At 40.4% G+C, this 21,702-nt stretch carries 22 protein-coding genes; 20 read left to right on the top strand and 2 right to left on the bottom strand.

Annotation, left to right across the window (positions count from 1 at the left end; genetic code table 11):
- Positions 1-206: 206 nt before the first annotated feature.
- The 10 genes from ACFQ3Q_RS10360 (at position 207) to ACFQ3Q_RS10405 (ending at position 9,543) form a co-directional block, all read left to right on the top strand.
- Positions 207-1,451, top strand: a complete 1,245-nt coding sequence (locus ACFQ3Q_RS10360) for a sensor histidine kinase (protein WP_380745438.1) — start codon at positions 207-209, stop codon at positions 1,449-1,451.
- A 152-nt stretch (positions 1,452-1,603) separates the two neighbouring features.
- Positions 1,604-2,239 (top strand): class I SAM-dependent DNA methyltransferase, encoded by a 636-nt coding sequence (locus ACFQ3Q_RS10365; protein WP_380745440.1) that lies wholly within the window; start codon positions 1,604-1,606, stop codon positions 2,237-2,239.
- A 9-nt stretch (positions 2,240-2,248) separates the two neighbouring features.
- Complete coding sequence (locus ACFQ3Q_RS10370; RefSeq protein ID WP_380745442.1) at positions 2,249-2,776, top strand: GNAT family N-acetyltransferase; 528 nt, start codon at positions 2,249-2,251, stop codon at positions 2,774-2,776.
- A 120-nt stretch (positions 2,777-2,896) separates the two neighbouring features.
- Positions 2,897-4,261, top strand: a complete 1,365-nt coding sequence (locus tag ACFQ3Q_RS10375) for a carboxypeptidase-like regulatory domain-containing protein (protein ID WP_380745444.1) — start codon at positions 2,897-2,899, stop codon at positions 4,259-4,261.
- A gap of 209 nt (positions 4,262-4,470) precedes the next feature.
- Complete coding sequence (locus ACFQ3Q_RS10380) at positions 4,471-6,123, top strand: asparagine synthase-related protein (RefSeq protein ID WP_380745445.1); 1,653 nt, start codon at positions 4,471-4,473, stop codon at positions 6,121-6,123.
- Positions 6,124-6,138: 15 nt separating this feature from the next.
- Positions 6,139-6,651 carry a VOC family protein gene (locus tag ACFQ3Q_RS10385; protein WP_380745447.1) on the top strand — a complete coding sequence of 171 codons (513 nt, stop codon included), beginning with the start codon at positions 6,139-6,141 and terminating at the stop codon, positions 6,649-6,651.
- Positions 6,652-6,693: 42 nt separating this feature from the next.
- Positions 6,694-7,320, top strand: coding sequence for a CatA-like O-acetyltransferase (locus tag ACFQ3Q_RS10390; protein ID WP_380745449.1), 627 nt, complete (start codon positions 6,694-6,696; stop codon positions 7,318-7,320).
- Positions 7,321-7,457: 137 nt separating this feature from the next.
- Positions 7,458-8,531, top strand: coding sequence for a DUF3616 domain-containing protein (locus tag ACFQ3Q_RS10395; protein ID WP_380745450.1), 1,074 nt, complete (start codon positions 7,458-7,460; stop codon positions 8,529-8,531).
- Positions 8,532-8,613: 82 nt separating this feature from the next.
- A complete protein-coding gene (locus tag ACFQ3Q_RS10400; RefSeq protein WP_380745452.1) occupies positions 8,614-8,994 on the top strand; it encodes a hypothetical protein in 381 nt (126 codons plus the stop codon).
- Positions 8,995-9,012: 18 nt separating this feature from the next.
- Entirely contained in the window at positions 9,013-9,543 is a 531-nt protein-coding gene (locus ACFQ3Q_RS10405) for a GNAT family N-acetyltransferase (RefSeq protein ID WP_380745454.1), read from the top strand.
- Between the two features lie 18 nt (positions 9,544-9,561).
- Here the strand turns inward: ACFQ3Q_RS10405 and ACFQ3Q_RS10410 are convergent, their stop codons facing one another.
- The gene (locus tag ACFQ3Q_RS10410; protein WP_380745456.1) at positions 9,562-10,566 is read right to left on the bottom strand and encodes an alpha/beta hydrolase; all 1,005 of its coding nucleotides are present in this window, start codon (positions 10,564-10,566) and stop codon (positions 9,562-9,564) included.
- A 238-nt stretch (positions 10,567-10,804) separates the two neighbouring features.
- Between ACFQ3Q_RS10410 and ACFQ3Q_RS10415 the strand changes: the two genes are divergently transcribed.
- Both ACFQ3Q_RS10415 and ACFQ3Q_RS10420 read left to right on the top strand, forming a co-directional pair.
- Complete coding sequence (locus ACFQ3Q_RS10415; protein WP_380745457.1) at positions 10,805-11,311, top strand: SRPBCC family protein; 507 nt, start codon at positions 10,805-10,807, stop codon at positions 11,309-11,311.
- An 11-nt stretch (positions 11,312-11,322) separates the two neighbouring features.
- A complete protein-coding gene (locus tag ACFQ3Q_RS10420) occupies positions 11,323-11,964 on the top strand; it encodes a cation transporter (protein WP_380745459.1) in 642 nt (213 codons plus the stop codon).
- A gap of 7 nt (positions 11,965-11,971) precedes the next feature.
- On the opposite strand, the gene ACFQ3Q_RS10425 is transcribed toward ACFQ3Q_RS10420, so the two are convergent.
- Entirely contained in the window at positions 11,972-13,078 is a 1,107-nt protein-coding gene (locus tag ACFQ3Q_RS10425; RefSeq protein WP_380745460.1) for a family 20 glycosylhydrolase, read from the bottom strand.
- Positions 13,079-13,251: 173 nt separating this feature from the next.
- Here ACFQ3Q_RS10425 and ACFQ3Q_RS10430 point away from each other — a divergent pair, with 173 nt between their 5' ends.
- From ACFQ3Q_RS10430 to ACFQ3Q_RS10465, 8 genes are all read left to right on the top strand, one after another.
- Complete coding sequence (locus ACFQ3Q_RS10430; RefSeq protein WP_380745462.1) at positions 13,252-16,332, top strand: PAS domain S-box protein; 3,081 nt, start codon at positions 13,252-13,254, stop codon at positions 16,330-16,332.
- Positions 16,333-16,976: 644 nt separating this feature from the next.
- Complete coding sequence (locus ACFQ3Q_RS10435) at positions 16,977-17,369, top strand: DUF302 domain-containing protein (protein ID WP_380745464.1); 393 nt, start codon at positions 16,977-16,979, stop codon at positions 17,367-17,369.
- Between the two features lie 29 nt (positions 17,370-17,398).
- On the top strand, positions 17,399-17,725 hold the full coding sequence (locus ACFQ3Q_RS10440; protein ID WP_380745466.1) for a phosphoribosylpyrophosphate synthetase: 327 nt from the start codon (positions 17,399-17,401) through the stop codon (positions 17,723-17,725).
- A 74-nt stretch (positions 17,726-17,799) separates the two neighbouring features.
- Entirely contained in the window at positions 17,800-20,307 is a 2,508-nt protein-coding gene (locus ACFQ3Q_RS10445; protein WP_380745468.1) for a cation-translocating P-type ATPase, read from the top strand.
- Between the two features lie 65 nt (positions 20,308-20,372).
- Complete coding sequence (locus ACFQ3Q_RS10450) at positions 20,373-20,654, top strand: rhodanese-like domain-containing protein (RefSeq protein WP_380745470.1); 282 nt, start codon at positions 20,373-20,375, stop codon at positions 20,652-20,654.
- Between the two features lie 4 nt (positions 20,655-20,658).
- Complete coding sequence (locus ACFQ3Q_RS10455; protein WP_380745472.1) at positions 20,659-20,973, top strand: rhodanese-like domain-containing protein; 315 nt, start codon at positions 20,659-20,661, stop codon at positions 20,971-20,973.
- Entirely contained in the window at positions 20,973-21,176 is a 204-nt protein-coding gene (locus ACFQ3Q_RS10460; protein WP_380745474.1) for a hypothetical protein, read from the top strand. The genes ACFQ3Q_RS10455 and ACFQ3Q_RS10460 overlap by 1 nt, the downstream gene beginning before the upstream one ends.
- Positions 21,177-21,196: 20 nt before the next feature.
- Complete coding sequence (locus ACFQ3Q_RS10465) at positions 21,197-21,643, top strand: OsmC family protein (RefSeq protein WP_380745476.1); 447 nt, start codon at positions 21,197-21,199, stop codon at positions 21,641-21,643.
- Positions 21,644-21,702: the final 59 nt, after the last annotated feature.

A 21,702-nucleotide genomic window follows, 5' to 3' on the forward strand; every position in this document is an offset into this window, starting at 1 on the left:
TAGCTTCAGCCGTTATTATTGAAAAGATGTGCCATTAATGAAGGGTATAAACAAATCGAAGTCCATATAAAATGCGAATCGATTAAATGCAGATATATAAGTTGAAAATACTATTTTAGACAGATTTTAAACTCATTATCTATTAAATACTTATTTAGTTTATTCTCTGATTGCTTAATAGGCGAAAGCCATAAATAACGGAATTAATGATAGCCCCCAATGATGATCTTTATGAAAAAGCACGAGTAAAATCACTGGAATCTTATAATATCCTAGACACTCTCCCGGAAAAGGACTACGACAACCTTACAGCTATAGCAGCCGAAATATGTGGCACTCCTATCGCCTTAATTAGTCTTCTGGATCATACAAGGCAATGGTTTAAATCTCACCAGGGAATAGCGATTTCGGAAACCCCAAAAGAACATTCGTTTTGCAGGTATGCTATCGAGGATCCTGATAATATAATGATCATCCCGGACGCAAGGAAGGACCGGCGCTTAATTAATAATACCCTTGTTAACGGAAACCCTGAAATGATCTTCTATGCCGGTGTACCTCTTAAAAACGAAGATGGCTTTCCCCTGGGTACACTTTGCGTGATTGACGATAAACCAAACGAACTAAATAAAAACCAGATCAAGTCTTTGCAAGCCCTTGCAGAACAGGCAATAAATCTTCTTGAGCTGAGAAGAAAGAGAATCGAACTTGAAAATGCATTTAAAGAAGTAGAAAGAAAGAACCGGGAACTTGAGAAGTTCGCTTTTGTTGCGGCTCACGACATAAGTTCTCCCTTAAATAATATTGCGTCACTGGCAGAAATTATATTAAGTGATACCGACGGGAAATTAGATATCCAGGAAAAACAAGTCCTTGAAATGATAAAGGGTTCTGCCGGAAACCTAAGAGAACTGGTAAACGGATTACTACAATACACCCAGTCAGAAAAACTATTAAAAGAAAATCTCGTAGAGATAAAAATTGAAACTTTGAAAAAAGATCTCGAAAGCCACTTCTATTCAAATAAAGATTGCCATATAATTTTGAATACAAAGCTTGAGAAGATTTTGGTTAACAGGACAGCAATAGAGCAGATCCTTATCAATTTACTTACCAATTCAGTTAAATATAATGATAAGGACTTTACAGAAATCGAGATTGGGATAAGCGAAAATGAAGATGAACTTGAATTTTATGTTCAGGATAACGGTCCGGGAATTCCTGAGAAAGACCAGGAGAGCATCTTCAATATTTTTGAGATAGTCACAGCCAAAGACAGGTTTGGAAATAAGGGTACAGGAATTGGCCTTGCTACCGTAAAGAACCTTATTAAGACTTTGGGAGGAGAAATCCGGGTCGAATCTAAACCCGGTGATGGGGCACGATTCATTTTCAATATTAAGCCAATAAGTACAGCTCATAAATCAAAACAAAAACCAGTATTAACTTAAGCTTGGCACCCAGACTTATTGCTATTTCAGGAAAGGTGAAATCCGGAAAGAATAAGACCCTGAATTTTCAGGATTTACAAAAAAGGCCTGATTGCTATATTCCTTTCTTCAGATTAAATTAGAAGTTTGTTGGAATTTTTAACCAGTGAGCAATGGACCGAAGTAAACAGACAGCCGATATTTTCGATAAATACGCCCTGGCTTATCAGGACAAATATATGGACCTCCATCTTTATGAGGATTCCTTAGAGAAGTTTTGCAATGAGCTAGAGAAAAAGAAAGCCCGGATTCTTGAAATAGGCTGCGGCCCGGGAAATATCACCAAAGTTTTACTTAAAAAACGTCCCGATTTAAAAATCCTGGGAATTGACCTGGCTCCGCAGATGATCCACCTCGCAAAAATCAATAATCCTGAAGCCGAATTTATGGTAATGGACTGCAGGGAAATCGCTGAATTAGACCGGAAATTTGATGCCGTAGTTTGCGGCTTTTGTCTGCCATATCTTTCCAAAAATGATTCCTTAAGGCTCATTGATAATATTTCAGAATTGTTGAACTCCCGGGGTCTTTTCTACCTCAGCACTATGGAAGCCCGGCACAACAGGTCTGGGTACGTAGGTTCAAGTTCGGGAGAAGAAAATTTATATACCTGGTACCACGAAGCTGAATACCTTAGAGCTCATATAAAAAAGAATAATTTTGAACTCCTGGCATTAAGCCGAATTGAAAACCCGGTTTATTTGGATAATTCTATTAAAGATTTGTTGATATTAGCAAAAAAATCCTAATGCTGGAAAATGGGAAATAGTAAATTTGTTGTAAGAAATGCAAAACCTGAAGAGTTTCAGGAAATTGGGCAATTAATGGTGAAAGTTTATTCTCAACTGGAAGGCTTTCCAAACCAGGATGCACAACCCGAATATTACAGACTCCTGGCAAACATCGGGGAATTCACCAAAAAGCCCGGCACCGAATTATTGGTTGCCTTGTCGCCTGAAGGAAATATTTGTGGCGCCGTGGTTTATTTCAGCGATATGCAATATTATGGTTCCGGCGGAACAGCTACAAAAGAGAAAAATGCCTCTGGTTTCAGGTTACTTGCAGTAGATCCTTCAGCCAGAAAAAAAGGAATCGGGAAACTCCTTACCAGGGAATGCATTAAAAAAGCCAGGGAAAAGAAACAGAAGCAAGTAGTGATCCATACAACCAAAGCTATGCAAACGGCCTGGAAAATGTATGAACAACTTGGTTTCAAAAGATCGGAAGATCTGGATTTCATGCAGGAAGAATTACCCGTTTTCGGATTCAGGTTGACATTAGATTAAAAACTTACATTGAGTTCTTCTCCAAGCTTTATCCCATTAAAAATTCTTATTTTCATTACTTAAGCAAGGCTTCATTCCCTACCCGGGCCCTAATTATTGTTCAATTTTCAAACTTTAAAGATGTTTCCATTGAAGCCCTTCTTCATACTGTTATTTGTTACAACCCTCAGCTTTTCCCAGAACACCAAACTAAGCATACTTGACAGTCACTCAAAAGAGCCCATAGAAGGAGCTAATGTATTGGCAGGTGATTCAGGAAGCGGTGGTACCACCGATAAAAATGGAAACTTTAGTCTTCCGGAAAATATTTCTACCCAGGATTCACTGGTGATCTCCCATCTTGGTTACAAAACCAGAATATTGAGCTTTTTTGATCTCAGAAAATCCAGGTTCAGAGTATATCTCAGGAAGACCAATGAAAACCTTGAAGAAGTCAACATTAGAAGCAACACCCGGCTTCAGCACAGAATCCGGTATGAGAGCCTCCCGGAAATGAAGGATGGTATCTTTGCATTCGGCTCGGTACTTACTGGAAATAAACTATACCTTGTAGGCGGCAACCTCTCTCACACCACTAATAAACGCAGGGAGTTTATGGAAAGAGCCGGTATGACCCGCGCAACCTTCAAGGATTTTACCAGGGCAATGCGATCTGATCTTAACTGGCTTGAATATTCTGAAAATTTACATATTTATGACCTTAATACAGGCAAATGGAGTACCTCCCCGCTGAAGTTTGAAAAGCGTGCTTTCCTTAACCTTAACGCCATTGGCAACAAACTATATGCTACCGGAGGAAAATCCCTTTCCACGAACAGAATAAAGCAATACCTCGGGAACAAAATAGAGATCTACGACATTGAAAATGACAGCCTTTATACCGATTTAACCAATCCGCATCAGGCAGTGAATTTTGCATCTTTTGTATATGATGATCAGCTTATACTCCTTGGTGGTTCTACAAAAAGGAAGAGAAATCAGGGAAAGGTGTATACCGATAAGATGCATTTATATAAGCCTGAAACCGGTTATTGGTACGAAGTGGCTAAGATGCCGAAAGCCAAAGAGACCACGGGTATCCTCCTTAACAATAAATTTTACCTTATTGGCGGGTTCAACAAAAGTCCGCTTAAAAGCATCGAATCTTACGACATTAAATCGGGAGAATGGACCAATTTGGGCGAGCTCTTCGAAAATATGGAAAGACCGGGACTGGCTGCCCACGGCGAAATAATCTACATCTACAATAAAGGGAAACTTCTTAGCTTTAACACCCCCACCGGAAAGTTAAGTGAATATTATATAGATCTTAATCTTCAATATGCCGCTTTACATTACTATAACAACCATTTATATATTGTGGGCGGGGCACGCGAGATTAACTTTGAGGTTATTCCTTCCCAAAAAATTTACCGGATCGCTCTGGATGAATTCCGAAAAACGGAAGTCAAGAGATTTAAAGTGCTGGATAAGAATATTTACTGATCACCAGGCTTTAGTTGTCTTCATTTACGACGCCCCTTAAATCAATATAATTGATTTGAGCTGCACAGAATTTGCCCAAATTTGATAACTTTAGCTCTTCAGTTAAAGCTTAGGTTTGCTCTGCCTTATGATGAGTTTTTACTGAGGTTATAAGGCTTGTTAATATGCCGGTTAAAGCGAAAGGAATTCCTGTTTAAGCAAAAACAAAAATGCCCAAACTCAATATCAAAATATCAAAAAAGGATTCCTCTTTTAAAGCTGAACTGCAGGGAACAAACCGGTTTCAGGAAGATGCTTTCAGCTTTGAGAATGAAAAATATTTCCTGGTCACCAACGGAGTGAATTACAATTTCAATAGCCCAAAGGCTGAAGAAAACGCAAGATATTGCCTTTCGGAATACGAAAGAAAAGGAGATGATTTTTTTAAGGATTTCCGCGGTAGTTTTTCTGGAGCGATCTATGACAAATCTGAAGATAAGTGGCTTATATACACCAATCAGTTTGGGGAGCAATCCCTGTTCTATACCCAAACCGAGAATGAATTTTTCATAAGTTCCGATATCTTTGAGCTTACCCGGCAATTACAAATTAGCAAAACTTCTTACGGTCTTGATAAAGAAGCGGCTTATTATCTTTTAACTTATGGCTATATGCTTAGGGACCTCACTCTTGTAGACAAGATCAAAAAGATAGAGGCCGGGCATTATCTGAAAATAAACAAAGGGGAGCTTCTTAAAAAACAATACTTCAGCATAGACAACACTCCTGAACCTAAACTTGGTTCAAAAGATGCCATAGAAGGCATAGACCTCCATTTCCGTAAGGCTGTGGAAAAGGAATATGAAAAAGACCTCAGGTATTCCCGTGAGCATTTTGCCACGCTCAGCGGAGGCCTGGATAGCCGGATGACGGTTTGGGTTGCGAATGAAATGGGCTATAAAAACTCCACCAACCTCACTTTTTCTCAAAGTGACTATCTTGATATGGAACTTTCCCGGAAGATAAGTAAGCATTTACACCAGAAATGGCATTTCGCCGAACTAGATGAGGGGGAACATCTAATTGACGGTATAGACCAAATGGTGAAGGATACCAATGCCCTGTATCACTATTCAGGGGCCTCTGCCCTCTCCAGAATAAAATCTTTTTCCACTGAAAACTACGGACTGGTGCATACCGGGCTGCTGGGCGATGCGGTACTGGGCACTCATAACCCTGATAACGCTTATGCCGAAGCAACTCAGGTGAAGGCAACTTCGCGGCGCTTAATGCACAGAAACCAGAAAGATCATCTTAGACAGTATCGCAATAATGAAACGGCAGAATTATATGTACGCGGATTTAACGGAATCCTCTCGAACAGTGCGATGCTTCAAAATTTCTCTGAGGCGGCATCACCGTTTCTGGATGTAGATTTCTTCAATTTCTGTATGAGCATTCCGGCTGAATATCGGGCTCATCATAAGATCTATAAAAAGTGGATCCTGGAAAAATATCCACAGGCAGCCAAATTCAAATGGGAAAGCATCAATGCTAAAATTACAGACAAATCGGTTCTGATTAGAGGCAAAGAAATTCCGCTGAAGCATTTTGGAAAATTTGTTGTAGAAGGTTTCTTTCACAATATAGGGAGGCCGGTGAACAACACTTATTCAAAGGCGCATATGAACCCTTTTAATTACTGGTACAGAACCAATGAAAAACTTCAGAAGTATTTATGGGGGTATTTTGAAGAGCATATGCCCCTGGTGAAAGATGAAGAACTTAAAAGTGACTGTATGGAATTGTTTAAAAAAGGAAATGCCATAGAAAAAATGCAGGTGCTTACTTTACTATCGGCAATCAAACAACTTGGTATTTAACTTTAATTTGTAAAGATGGAGGATTTCAAAAATTATAAGGTTCCCGCATCAACCAGAATCGGGCACGTTCATTTAAAAGTAGCAGATCTGGACCGAGCACTGGAGTTCTACTGTGGTCTCCTTGGCTTTGAAATCACCACTACCTATGGAAATGAAGCTGCGTTCATTTCAGCAGGAGGCTATCATCATCATATTGGACTGAATACCTGGTTCAGTAAAAACGGAGAACCCGCCCCCAAAAATGCCGCGGGCTTGTTCCATACTGCAATTCTTTATCCTACCCGAAAAGACCTGGCAGAAATTTTCCAAAGACTTAGGCTTGCTGGTTATCCGGTAACAGGAGCTTCAGATCACGGGGTATCGGAAGCTTTATACCTTGAAGACCCCGATAAGAATGGTGTAGAGCTATACTGGGATAAACCGGAAGAACTGTGGCCAAAAAATCCGGACGGCTCTTTGCATATGTTCACAAAACCGCTTGACCTTCAGGGTCTTCTTAATGAACTTAAAGAATCAGGCGATAATTAGCCTGAAATGAATAATTTTGCCGCCTAATGTATTATTCAATCTATGAAAAAGATCGACCTTTCCAGCTGGAACCGAAAAGAACACTTTGATTTTTTTTCTCAATATGACGATCCTTTTTTCGGAATAGTTACCGAGGTAGATTGCACAAATGCTTACCGGTTTGCCAGGGAAAATAAGTATTCCTTCTTTGCCTGGTATCTTCATAAAGCGATAACCGCGGTAAACAAGATTGAAGAATTCAAATACCGCATCTTAGGGGAAGAGGTGGTTCTTTATGATGTTGTTCACGCTGCCTCCACTATCGGCAGAAAAGATGGGACTTTCGGATTTTCGTTTATCCATTTTTCAGAAGATTTTGATGTTTTTAATACCGATCTTCTGGAGGAAATAAAGAATGTAGAAAACACTACAGGACTTCGGGCAAATGAAGATGCAGCCAGAAAGGATGCCATTCACTTCTCTACCCTGCCCTGGAATAAATTTACCGGATTAACCCACGCTAAAAATTTCAATAATAAGGATTCGGTTCCTAAGATAAGTTTCGGAAGGGCTTTTGATTCCGGCTCCGGAAAGAAGTTACCCGTGGCGGTGAATGCCCATCACGGATTGATGGACGGGATACATCTTGCCAGGTTTCTTGAAGAGTTCCAAAAACTTCTGAACGCCTAGTTTTTTCTGGGTATTTATTATGTTTCCTGAATAAAATTTTAAACATACTTTAACTAAAAACAGGTTGAATCCGGGATCTTCCAGGCACTTGCTCTCATCAAAATTTGATAAATTGAAATCAATAAAACTGAAGATTGATGAAAGCCCGACAAAAAGAACCACAAAAGACCTGTCTTTTAGAATTTCAGGAGAATTATGAAAATCTTGAGTACCTTCGTTCTGAAATTTCCAGCTGTCTTATCACTGAAGATAATCTATGGCTTAGCTATGATGAAGATGCCGGAATAGAAAGACTAAGCAAAACAGAAAAAGGCTATGGAGGACATAAACATTATGAGCTCAGCGACTTTTTCGATCTGCCGGAAGAAAATGGCGAAGTTGATATGGAGGCCTTGGCTTACGCCGAACCCTATCTTTGGTTTTGTGGAAGTATGAGCCTGAAGCGTGACTCCCCTTCTCCTGATGATTCCCTGGAAGAACAATTAGAAGACCTGGCAGACATAGCCATAGATAAAAATCGCTTTAGTCTGGGCTGCATCCCCTGTATTAAGAAAAACGGGAACTTTGAACTCCTGAAAGAAGCTGAATATAAAGGAGAGACCATTAAAGCAAGGATGCTTCGAGGCGGCACTAAAAGCACCGAACTTCACAATGCCCTGGTTTATGATGAGCATCTTCATAAGTTTATGGAGATTCCCTGTAAAGACAATGGCTTTGACATAGAAGGCCTTGCTGTATATGGGCATCGTTTGTTTATAGGATTACGCGGGCCCGTGCTTAACGGTTTTGCCGTGATCCTGGAGATAAGCTTTAAGACTGTAGATAACGAGCTTATTTTAGAGCGTAAACCTGCAGAAGATAAATTATACCGCAAACACTTTTTAGACCTTCACGGTACCGGAATACGCGAACTGAATATTACAAAGAACGGGGACCTTTACCTGCTTGCAGGCCCTACAATGGATCTTGACGGAACTATTAGTATCTATAAGATAGAAGGCGGATTAAAAGACGAATATTCCAGTGTGGTGCATAACCCTACAAGGTTATTTGATGTAGCCCGTGGAGCAGAATTAGAACACGGCCAGGATAAGGCTGAAGGAATGGCCTTTCTACCTGACGGCAGTTTACTTATAACTTATGATTCACCTGTACCGGAAAGACTGGAAGGTAAGAATGGGGTATGGATGGACCTTTATGCCCTGGATTAATTATTTTTTTGAAATAAATGATCATTGAATAAGCAACCTATTTTCTTTTTTGCATCTATGAAGTAAACTCTAAAACCTAAAAATGAAAAACCTTCTAACTCTGCTAAGTGTAATGCTATTAATTTTGGGATGTTCAGATGACGGCACCCCTTCAGAGAAGGTAAATATCAGGTTAAGGAACCTCAGCTCCTATGACTTCAGTAATGTGGTTGTAGGTACTCCCGGCGGAACCGTAAATTACGGCAATATTCCGTCAAGAGGTATTACCGAATACGAAAGTTTCGAAACTGCCTACCGATATGCTTTTATAGAATTGCAAATAGACGGAGATACCTTCACGATACAGCCCATAGATTATGTTGGGGAAACTCCGCTTGAAAACGGAAATTACACCTATGAGATAAATGCCAACGATTCTCAGGAAAGGTATGGCCGACTCATTTTGCGTCTTAGAGAAGATTAACCGCATTATCATAGGGCAATGAAAAGTTATAACCTGAAAACAGAAAGATTTCTCCTAAAAGAAATCGAACAGGATGATATCACATATATTTATCAGGGGCTATCTCACCCTGAAGTCATAAAATATTATGGAGTAAGTTTTCACTCCCTGGAAGATACTCGGATGCAAATGGAATGGTATGCCGATCTCAGGAAAAACCATACGGGCATATGGTTTGGCATCTATTCCTTAGAAACCCTGGAGTTTTGTGGTGCCGGCGGATTCAATAATCTGGAAAAACAACATCATAAGGCTGAAATAGGTTTTTGGCTGCTGCCTGAATTCTGGAAGAAAGGAATTATGAATGAAGTAATGCCTGAATTAATGACTTTTGGCTTTGAACATCTTAACCTCAACCGAATTGAAGCCTTTGTGGAAAGTGAAAACCTGAGTTGCAAAAAAGCTATTGAAAAATGTAATTTCATTCTGGAAGGAAGAATGAGGGAATGTGAAGTGAAAAACGGGAAATATATAGACGTGGATACTTACGCTGCGCTTAAGCCAAAATAAAAACTAACTTCACAAAAATCATTCAGAAGACAGGTCGATCTTCAGCTTATTCTTCAAATATTCCAAAATCTCCTTTTCAACCACTTCGGTATCCTTAGACTTTATATTGCTTCCAATAAAGTGGGTTCCAGGAGTTTCAAGAGCTGTAAGTTCAACCAGTGAATCTGGCGTAGCGAATTGTTTATGGACTTCGGGATAAAAACTTACCTCTACGTGCTCGTCTTTTTGAATAAAATTTTGTTTATAATACAATGTAAGTACCGGAGTTTTTACTTTTTTAAATGTTTGTGGCGTCATTGTGGTCTCAACCAAAGACTGCAGGTCTACCAGCGCACTTGAAGGATAGACTGTATCCCAATACTGCCGCGCAATCTCCTTTTGATGGGAAACCTTCTTCCGTTCCCCAAAAGAAACCAGCCTTGCCACCTCATAGCCCCAGGGAGAATTCAAAATAAAGGCTCCCGGCACATCGTCTTCCAGGTTAGGAGACATATTAATAAGAGCGTATACCAATTCAGGATATTCGGCAGCCAGTTTAATGGCCAGCGTTCCGCCGGTAGATGTACTCATAATTATCACTTTCCGCCCAATGAGATTTCCAATCACTAAAGCTTCTTTAGCCGAATTCCAGGCTGCTTCAGGAGAGAAATTCTCCAGAGATTCTGCAGGTTTCAAACCGTGATCTCCCCAACGTGTCAGAAATAAATTGGCATTAAGGCTGTCTGCAATATTTATATTTACCGGAAAACCATCTCTGTAACTTCCTGCAAATCCGTGAAGATAAACAAGGCTATATTCCGTGATTTGAGGAACCGAATCCTGCCATTTGATCCGTGCCTGATTATCCTTCCGGACGGGTTCTGATGCCTCCCTCCTTTTCACATAGTCTTCAAGCTGCTGGAGATCTTTCGGCAAATCAGGAAGCTCATAAGAATAGGATGGTACAGAAGGTCTTGGACCAGAGAAATAAGTAATGACCAATACAAATAAAAAAACAAGAGGAATCCAGTATCTTTTTTTCATTCAAAAAGTAAGTTATTCAATCCCGCGATTCAAGACCGAAGTTCAGAGAGATTAAAATTAGCCTTTTAGTGCTTAGGCCCTGTTAAGAGTATCTGAAAATCCTAAAATCGGCCATTTCTGAATTCTTCTGCAATGGAATTAAACCACTCAATTATAGTAAAGATGCTTTTAATTTAATAATTTAGAGAATCCTGCACATCAGACTCCTTCGGGAGTAAGTTTAAGAAAAGCTAATGTTATGGAAAACGAGAGCCGGGAAAAATTCGACTGGAGCAAATTTACGATCCGCACACCTATAAATGCCAGTGCCAAAGAAGTATTTAGAGCCTGGACCTCGCAGGAAGAACTCGAAAAGTGGTTTCTCAGGCTGGCAGAGTTTTCAAATTCGGAAGGCCTGATCAGGAATAAAAATGAAAGAATTGAGGCTGGTGACACCTACAAATGGCGCTGGCACGGTTATCCGGATAGTGTTGAAGAATTTGGGGAGATCCTTGAGTTGAATGAGAAAGATTTCCTGAAGTTTTCTTTTGGCAAAGCCGGGATTGTGAGCATAAAGCTTACGGAGCAGGAAGGGCGTACTTTTATTGAACTCACTCAGGAAGACATCCCTCATTACAAGACCACAGAAGAGAATTATCACGTAGGCTGTAAGACAGGCTGGACCTTTTATTTGGCTAATCTGAATTCTGTGATCCAGGGTGGCCTGGACCTGAGGAATAAAGATCGTAACCTGCAAATGGATTAATTATTAATAAAATGACTGAAATTGCCCCTGCCCGCCAAAAAAAACTCTTTAACCAGGTACTGCTTCTTGCCCTGTTTACGGTTTTTTATAACCTCATTGAAGGGCTTATTTCCATCTACTTTGGGCTAAAAGATGAAACCCTTACCCTGTTTGGATTTGGTGCCGATAGTTTTGTGGAAACGATTTCCGCTATTGGGGTCACCCATATGATCTACAGAATTCAAAGAAACCCTGATTCTCACAAGGGAAGTTTTGAAGTTACCGCATTAAAGATTACAGGCTGGTGTTTTTATGTACTTGCCCTAATACTATTGGTTTCGGCAGTTTATAACGTTATTGAAGGACATCAGCCTACAAGCACCTTAGCCGGCGTAATTATAGCGCTAATATCCATTCTAAGTATGTGGCTGCTGGTCTATCTTAAAATAAAACTGGGGAAAGAGTTAAACTCCGATCCGGTTATAGCGGATGCCCGTTGCAATCTGGTTTGCATTTATATGTCAGTAATTCTACTGGTTTCAAGTGCCTTATGGTGGTTATTTAAGATCCCGTATATAGATGCCATTGGCAGTCTTGGCCTGGTCTACTTTTCGATTCAGGAAGGACGGGAAGCTCATCAGAAGGCCAAGGGGATCGAGTGCTGTTCCTGCTAACGGAAAATTACTTGGTGTTTTCTATCTTCTCTATCTCATCGAATAAAGCCCGGAAGCAGGCCGCTGCAGTATTTTCTTCTGAAGCAGGATCAGAAGCATAAAATTCATCCATAAAGTTTCCTGCCCCCGTCCATACGGTTTGAATAAGCCCGGTAAAATTCTCCTTCATTTTCTTTGTAGCCTGGGCACGATAAGAATGCATATTCTGAGCCTGCATTCTTGCCAGTTTTGGATCACGCCAAGGGCAGGCAGCAACCCTAAACCCTTTCATCGCAAAATATACAGGAGTGGGATCTGCCCGTTCATAATGCCAATCGCAGATGAACACATCTTCCGGGATCATATCAATCGCCCTGTGGGTATTATTCATACTTGCTTCCCACATACCAATTCCCGTGGTTTTACCATCTATCAGCCTGTCTCCCCATATCCAGAGTTCACGGTCACTTTTGGCCAGATGGTTCCTAATCTTTGTTACCTCACCTGCAAAGAGTTCGGCTTTATCCCTTCCACTGCAACGTGGGCAGTTTTCATTACCTATATAAAACACTTCATCCATTCCTGCGTGAAAAGCATCGGCTTCAAAGACTTCACAAATTTCATCTACCAGGTCAAAAACAACATCGTGAACTTTAGGATGCAGCGGGCAATAGCTTTTGCAATACAACCCGTCTTCATTAGGCCACTCATACTTATCTGGCAGTTCTATATGCGGGGTTTCATCAAATTCAGGGTAAACCTTCAGTAAATTATTCAGGTTGGTATGCCAGGATTGATGACCAAGAAGATTTACCTGTGGGATGATCCTGATCTTGTTCTCTTGTCCCGCTGCCACCAGTTTTTTCACCTCTTCCGTGCTAAGCGCATCCTCATTGGCCAGTTCAGGATGGCTTTTATACTCATAATTGTAATCGACTCTAAGAATTAAGGTATTTACCCCTCTTGGCCCCAGCTCTTCATTCATAAAATTCACAAAATCATTTAACCTGTCAGAATCTGGTGCTGCGATACTCAAGCCCTTAACCGGGAAAGTATCTTCTGTAACCTGTGAATATCCTTTAGTAAAAACAGATAGTATGAGTAAAGAAAGGAATAATCGGAAAATTGTTCTCATTATGCTCAATTAGAATTGGTTAATTAAAATTAAACATTCCATAAGAAATAAATAAGTTAAGCAGGCCAAAAGTACTCTTAACACTTTAAACAAATTATAATATGTAATTTTGTTGGCCGGATTATAGTTATGCCCCTAACTATAATCTTATTATCCGAAATGCCGCACTTGAAATGACTTTTATTAAACCCTACTTAAAAGAAGAACTTTACGAAATAATTTGCCGTGATGCTTCAGTTTTTACTTTCATCCAGGATTATGGTCCTGACGGGCTCTGGTTGTGGGATTTAAAAAAGCCCGAAAATTTATGGATGAACCCGAAATTTTGGGATAGCCTGGGTTATAGTTCTATCAGTACGAGGCCAGCCTGGGAAAAGTTGATTTTCCCGGAAGACCTTAAGGAATTGCAGCGTGAACTCGCAGGGCAACAGGAAGAACCTGCTACACCATATAGTTTCCTGTTAAGATTTTATCACTTTTCAGGATATACAATTTGGATGAACTGTAAGCTGAAATTGATAGAAGATGAAAGCTCAGGGTTCACAAGGGCCCTTGGAGCATTAACCGATGTCACCAAGTTCAAAAAAACAGACCTGGGACTAATAGACCAGGTACAGCGCTACGAGCATATTATTGAAGGAACAAATATTGGTGCCTGGGAATGGAATATCCAGACCGGGGAAACCATCTTCAATAAGCAATGGGCAAACATCCTTGGTTATGAACTGGATGAAATAAGGCCTACTTCTCCCGAAACCTGGGACCGCTTTTCACATCCTGAGGATAAAATTAAATGTGATCATCTTTTAACAGAGCATCTTGAAGGGCTCACCGAGTTCTATGAAACTGAATGCCGGATGAAACACAGATCTGGTAAATGGATCTGGGTGGCCGATAGAGGAAAAGTGGTGAGCTGGACCCCAGATGGAAAACCGGAGTGGATGACCGGCTATCACGAAGAAATTACCGAACGCAAAAACAACTTCGAAAGGAATAAACTCTTTATAGATCAGGCTCCAACCGCCATTGCGATGTTCGATACTCAAATGAGATATCTTGCTGTATCCAATCGTTGGTTAATGGAAAGCAATATCACGGAAAAGGAGATCATCGGAAAATCACATTATGAAATTAACCCCGACCTGCCTGAGAAATGGAAAGAGATTCATCGAAAAAGCCTGAAGGGCAAAGTATTCAGAAAAGATGAAGATTATTTCAAAAGAGCTGATGGTTCAGAATTATGGGTGAATTGGGAAGTAAGGCCCTGGTACAAGGATGAAAATGAGATTGGCGGCCTTATCATGCATATAGCAGATGTAAGTAATCTCAAGAAGGCTGAAAAGCTGAACCGAGAAAGACAAAACTTCCTGGAGACCATTCTTTCCAATATTAACGTAGGTATCGTTTCCTGCGATGAAACCGGTCGGCTTACCCTTTTTAATGAAACCTTAAGAGAATGGCACGGATTGCCGGAAACCGATATTCCGCAAAGCCAGTTTTCCGAATATTACGGCCTCTATAAAACCGATGGCGTGACCAGGTTGAAGACCGATGAAATTCCGTTAATAAAGGCCCTTCACTCGGGATATGTTCATAATGATGAAATGGTTATCAAGCCCAACAAGGGAGATATCAGGATAACAACGGTTACCGGATCGCAGTTAAGAGACGACTCCGGAAAAATTTCTGGAGCCGTTGTGGCACTCCACGATATTACCGAAAGGAAAAAAGCTGAAGAACGGCTTCGTATTAGTGAAGCAGCCTTTAGAGGAAATTTTGAGAATGCCGCCATTGGAATGGCTATTTTAAACGAAAAGGGCCAATGGCTGGAAGTGAACAAAAGTCTCTGCCAAATGACCGGTTATTCCGCAAAGGAATTGAAAAAACTCACTTTTCAGGACATAACTCACCCTGAGGACCTAGACGCGGATGTGGGCTTACTGGAAGAACTTCTTAGAGGAAAAAGGAATTATTATCATATGGAAAAAAGATATTTCCATAAAGACGGCCACCTGATCTATGTGATACTTTCAGTTTCACTTGTTAAGGACGCAAACCACCAGCCTCTTTATTTCATTTCACAAATAACTGATGTAACCCCCCGGAAAAAGGCTGAACAAAAATTAGAAGAGACCCTAGCAAAACTGGAATCCATTCTGGATGCCGGAACCCAGGTAAGCATTATAGCAACAGATAAAGAGGGGACCATCAATGCCTTTAATAAAGGTGCTGAAAACCTGTTGGGCTACTCCGCCGAAGAGGTGCTGCACAAAACAAAGCCAGTACAGTTCCATAGGGAGAGTGAAGTAAGAAAAGTAGCAAAGGCCCTTTCAAAAGAAACCGGGAAGCACGTAGAGGACTTCAAGGTCTTTTCAAACCTGGCGGAAAGATACAGGCACGATACCCGGGAATGGACCTATATTCGTAAAGACGGAAGCAGTTTTCCTGTTCAGCTCACCATTAACCCTATAAAAGATAAAAATGAAATTGTTGGTTACCTGGGGATTGCGGTAGACATTAGCAGGTTGAAGGCTGTGGAGACCGAAATCAAATCTTTACTTACCGTAACAAAAGACCAGAATGAGAGGCTCAAGAATTTCGCCCATATCGTCTCTCATAATCTTAGATCCCACTCCGGAAACCTCGCAATGCTGCTTGACCTTTATGTTCAGGAAAACCCTGAGGCTGAAAAGGATGAAATGATAATCCATTTAAAAACGGCTTCCCAGAACCTCAAGGAGACCATCGCACATCTCAATGAAGTTGTCCTTATGAACACCTCGGTGTCTGACAACCTTGTAAATATTGACCTGAAAGACAGTATTGATCATACTGTAAAGAATGTTTCGGCCCTGGCTGAAGCTTCAGGAGTAACTATTCAAAACAATGTAAAAGAGAATGTTTTCATTCTTGGGCTGCCGGCTTACCTGGATAGTATCCTTTTAAACTTCCTTACCAACGGGATCAAATACAGTTGCCCGGAAAGAAAGAGCTATGTTAAGTTAAGTACGGAAAATACCGGAAAACATATCATCCTTAAAATTGAGGATAACGGCCTGGGGATAGACCTCAGTAAGAATAGAAGAAAATTATTCGGAATGTATAAGACTTTCCACACTCATAAGGACTCCAGGGGAATAGGTCTTTTTATCACAAAGAACCAAATAGAAGCTATTGGCGGAAAGATAGAGGTGGAAAGTGAAAAAGGAACGGGTACCACCTTTAAAATTTACTTTAAGTATGTAAAAAATTGACCTGGCTTGTATTATTGATGATGATCCGGTCTTTGTTTTTGGAGCAATAAGGATCAAACAATTAGGCAATATTTGCAATAGCTTTATGGTTTTCCACAACGGTGAACAGGTACTCAATATTCTGAACCCCATTTTGGCTGTCAACGCAATATTACCGGATTTCATAGTGCTGGATCTTAATATGTCGCTAATGGATGGCTGGGAGTTTCTGGATGAATTTGTAAAAATTCCTTCAAAAAAGAGATCGCCATCTATATGGCCACCTCTTCCATTGATAGGAGGATGTAACAAGGGCAAAATCCTGTAATCGTGTGAGCAATTACCCCGTGAAACCTATTAGTCCTGAAGACTTAAGAAAACCCTTGAACTGATGTAGCCAGATCGAGGTTTCTTCCCTTTCTGTCAAACCTTCTTTAACCCTGTGGTTTTCTTCAGCTTCCTGAACAGGCCTGTCTTTATGAATAGGACCTGGCTGCTGCAGTAATTCAAAACAGCAGGCTTTATATTTTAACCTCTTTCTAATATAATCTTTCAGGAGAAAGTAATATCTTAGAGTATTAATTCGCTAATATTCAACGATTAATAAGAGAATTCAAATTCCCGCCCCTTAGCAATTTTAAGAATCTAACTATAAAATTTTTAATATGGAGTATTATTTCAGCACTACTGTAAAAGGGAAAACTTTTGATGAAGTTATAGACTTAGTAACTGCAGAGCTTAAAAAAGAGGGTTTTGGGGTGCTCACAGAAATTGATGTAAAAGACACTTTGAAAAAGAAAATTGATGTTGATTTTAAAAAATACAGGATCCTTGGAGCCTGTAATCCGCATTTTGCATACAAAGCGCTTACTGCCGAAGATAAAATAGGTGTTTTTTTACCTTGCAATGTTGTGGTTGAAGAAGGTGATAACAACGAAATTGAAGTCTCTGCGGTAGATCCAATTGCTTCTATGTCGGCAGCCAGAAATGACAGCCTTGAGGATATCGCTAAAGAAGTGCAACAAAAACTTAAGTATGTAATTCAGCATTTAAACTGATATTATTTAACCTAACAACCGATTAAATTATGAATTCTCACGACCATCATAACTACGACACGGTTAGCGAAGCTATAACCGATCTTATGAGAAGGGGTTACGAAACCAATTTCTCTATAATTAAGGATAAAGAAACACTTAAGTGTGAAAAGACATCGGTAGAGATGGCTCCTGAAGAATTCGAGATTGATGAAATCTATCGTTTTGAAGGAATGACTGATCCGGGCGACGAAATGATCGTCTATGCCATCGCTTCAAAGAAATACAAATTAAAGGGTGTTCTTGTTAATGCGTTCGGCACTTACAATGACGGCCGTACTTCAAGAATAGTTAAAAGACTCACCGAACATTTATAACTGCCCGGTTTCTTTAAGCCTGATCTAATGCATAATTAACAGGAATATGTAACCCTTTTCTCCATTCCCCCGAGATGCTAACCAATAACACGCAAATAAAAGGTTTAACCGAAGACCAGGTAACAACCTCGCGGGAAAAACACGGTTCCAACCAACTTCACTACAAGAAAGACAGCGGCCTGCTGAATATGCTCAAAAGCATAGTCGGGGAGCCAATGGTCATTTTATTACTTATAACCTCGAGTATCTATTTTTTTACCGGAAACACAGGGGATGGAATCTTTTTAGCCTGTGCTATAATTTTTGTTGCAGCAATCTCCATATTCCAGGATTCCCGAAGCAGGCTGGCATTAAAGCGTTTAAGACAGTTCACCAAGCCTCTCTGTAAAGTTATCCGGAATGGAGAGACCCGGCAAATTAACAGCACCGATGTTGTTGTTGGTGATTTCCTGATCATAGAAGAAGGCACTACCATAGCAGCCGACGGAACGATTATCCGCTCCAATGACTTTTCAGTAAACGAATCTATACTTACCGGGGAATCTTTTTCTGTTGAAAAAGATGCTAATAAAGGCAATAACCAGGTTTTTATGGGCACTATGGTTACCGGAGGCCTGGCAATAATTGAGGTGACAAAAACAGGAAACCAGACCGAATTAGGAAAGATAGGTAAAAGTCTGGAAGAAGTAGAAAAGGAGAAGACTCCGCTGCAGACGCAAATCAACAATTTTGTCAAGAAAATGGTTGTTGCAGGAGTTATTATTTTCTTAATCGTCTGGGGGCTGAACTACCTTAGATCCCAGGATATACTGGACAGCCTGCTAAAAGCGCTTACCCTGGCTATGAGTATTCTCCCGGAAGAGATACCGGTGGCCTTCGCAACCTTTATGGCTATGGGAGCCTGGAGACTGATGAAAACCGGGGTTGTTGTCAAACAAATGAAAACGGTAGAAGCCCTTGGGAGTGCCACGGTAATTTGCGCCGATAAGACCGGGACCATAACCGAAAACAGAATGAGCCTCGCCAAAATCTATACTCCCCAGAATCATATAAAAGAACCTGAGGCAGAGCTAAATGAACAAGAGAAGGAGTTAATACGGGTGGCAATGTGGGCGAGTGAACCTATCCCCTTCGACCCTATGGAAGTTGCCTTGCATGAACAGTATGCAAAATTATATCCCCAAGATGAACGTCCATCTTTCAAAATGGTTCACGAGTACCCCCTTGGTGGTAAACCTCCAATGATGACGCATATTTTTGAAAATAAAAAAGGAGAGCGAATTATAGCCGCCAAAGGAGGCTCTGAAGCAATTCTAAATGTCTCTGCACTATCTGAGAATAAAAAGGAAAATATCAGCAAAACCGTTTCTAAAATAGCCTCAGAAGGCTATCGGGTTCTTGGTGTGGGTTTATGCACAGATCATACAGGTGAATTCCCGAAAAAGCAGCAGGATTTTAAATTTAATTTCCTGGGACTGGTTGCCTTCTATGATCCGCCAAAAAAGAATATCTCCAAGGTCTTCAAAGATTTCTATAATGCCGGGATCAAGGTGAAAATAATTACGGGAGACAATGCAAATACCACAAATGCCATAGCGAAACAGGTGAACTTCAAAGGTTATGAAAAAAGCATTTCAGGAGAAGAACTTATGCAGATCCCGGAGGCACAATTAAGCTCGAGGCTTAAGGACATACAGATATTCACAAGAATGTTCCCGGAGGCTAAATTAAAAGTGATCAATTCCCTTAAAAGAGCTCAGGAAGTGGTGGCAATGACCGGAGACGGTGTGAATGATGCTCCGGCCCTTAAAGCAGCACATATAGGCATAGCAATGGGCAAAAAAGGCAGTGAAATAGCAAAGCAGGCGGCCTCTCTTATACTTGTTGAAGATGATCTTGGGAAAATGGTAGATGCTGTGGCAATGGGCAGAAAGATCTACTCCAATTTAAAAAAGGCAATTCAGTATATAATTTCGATACACATCCCAATAATTCTCACGGTCTTTTTACCACTTATCCTCGGCTGGAAGTACCCGAACATCTTTTCACCCGTCCATATTATCTTCCTTGAATTAATTATGGGTCCCACCTGTTCCATTATATATGAAAACGAACCAATGGAGAAAAGCACGATGAGCAGGAAGCCTCGTCCAATTAGCAATACTTTCTTTAACTGGCAGGAATTGGCCAATAGCATTATTCAGGGACTCACAATTACCGGCGGCACATTACTGGTATACCGCTATGCCGTAGGTGAATCTTTTGATGAAACTAATACCCGAACTATGGTGTTCATCACACTAATTGCCGCGAATATTTTCCTTACCCTCATAAATCGTTCGTTCACTCATTCCATCTTCACAACTATACGCTACAGAAATCCGCTTGTACCCGTTATTATTGGAATTACCCTTATCCTCAGCACGCTGCTTTTGGTAGTACCCGATTTCAGGAACTTTTTCGGATTTTCTCCGCTTAATTCTTCTCAACTTGTGGTAAGCATTAGCGCAGGTTTCATTTCAACTTTCTGGTTTGAAATCCCAAAATTTATCCGAAGGAAAGCCAAATTAGCTGAAATGTAACAATTGTCACTGTTTGAAAGCCAGGTATCTTATATTTTTGCCCTGTTAATTACTAGAGACGAGCTATGAATATTGAAAAATTGATAAAAGAAGAGAATGCAAGTATCGTTGACGTAAGGACTCCACAGGAATTTAGCGGAGGTCACGTGAGCGGTTCGGTAAATATTCCTTTACAGGAATTACAAAACAGAATTGATGATTTAAAGCAGATGAAGTCGCCATTGATACTTTGTTGTGCTTCTGGAAATAGAAGCGGAATGGCAGCTCAAATGCTCAGCAACCAGGGACTGGAATGCTATAACGGCGGATCCTGGATGGATGTTAATTATTATCAATCTCAAAATTAGAAATATGTTAGATAAACTCAAGCAAATGTTCGGACTGGAAAGTGTGGATTATGCTGAACTAAAAAAAGAAGGAGCGGTTATCGTGGATGTTCGCAGTAAAGGGGAATATGCAGGAGGCCATATAAAATCATCGATTAATATTCCGGTAAATAACCTGAATAATAACCTGGGAAAACTAAAGAATAAAGACAAGCCGGTTATTACCTGTTGTGCCTCCGGAATGAGAAGCGCTTCGGCCAAGGCCATTCTTAAATCCAATGGTTATACCAGGGTTTATAATGGTGGTTCCTGGCAAAGTCTTCAGAATAAAATACAATAATGAAAAACAGACTTCTTAAAGGTTGGACCATACAACGATCCCTGTTCCTTATAATGGGGATCCTGGTCATATTTCAATCGGCTGATGCCGGGCAATGGCTTGGGCTGCTTTTAGGAGGCTATATTGCGTTTATGGGTTTGTTTGCGTTTGGTTGTGCTGGTGGAGGGTGTAGCATCCCGAATAAAAAAGAAACTGATTTTTAATTCATATAATTTTATGCCTTATGACAGCCTTTAAATATAATGTAGGTCTTAACTGGGTTGCAGACCGAAAAGGTGAACTTCACTCCACAGAACTGAATGACAAAATTGAAGTAGCAACTCCTCCTGAATTTCCGGGAGGCATTGAAAACATCTGGTCTCCGGAACATCTTTTCACAGCGTCTGTGGTAAGTTGTTTTATGACCACTTTTCTTGCAATTGCTGAAAACTCGAAACTAAAATTCAAGCATTTCAGCTGTGATTCAGAAGGAATTCTGGATAAAGCCGATGGGAAATTTAAAATGACAGAGGTCATTCTGAAGCCCAAGTTGCTCATACTAATGGAAGAAGACAGGGAAAAGGCCTTAAAAGTACTGGATAAAGCTGAAAGAGCCTGCCTGATCACCAATTCTATCAGTTCTGAAGTAAAAATGAATCCGGATGTTCAGGTGCTTCTACCGGTGAATTAAATAATTGACATTGTTTTTTCATAATTTGGTTACGTAAAGGCTGGGATTAGTGGTTTCCC

Origin of the sequence: Salegentibacter chungangensis, assembly GCF_042678405.1 — a bacterium.
Taxonomy (GTDB): domain Bacteria; phylum Bacteroidota; class Bacteroidia; order Flavobacteriales; family Flavobacteriaceae; genus Salegentibacter_A; species Salegentibacter_A chungangensis.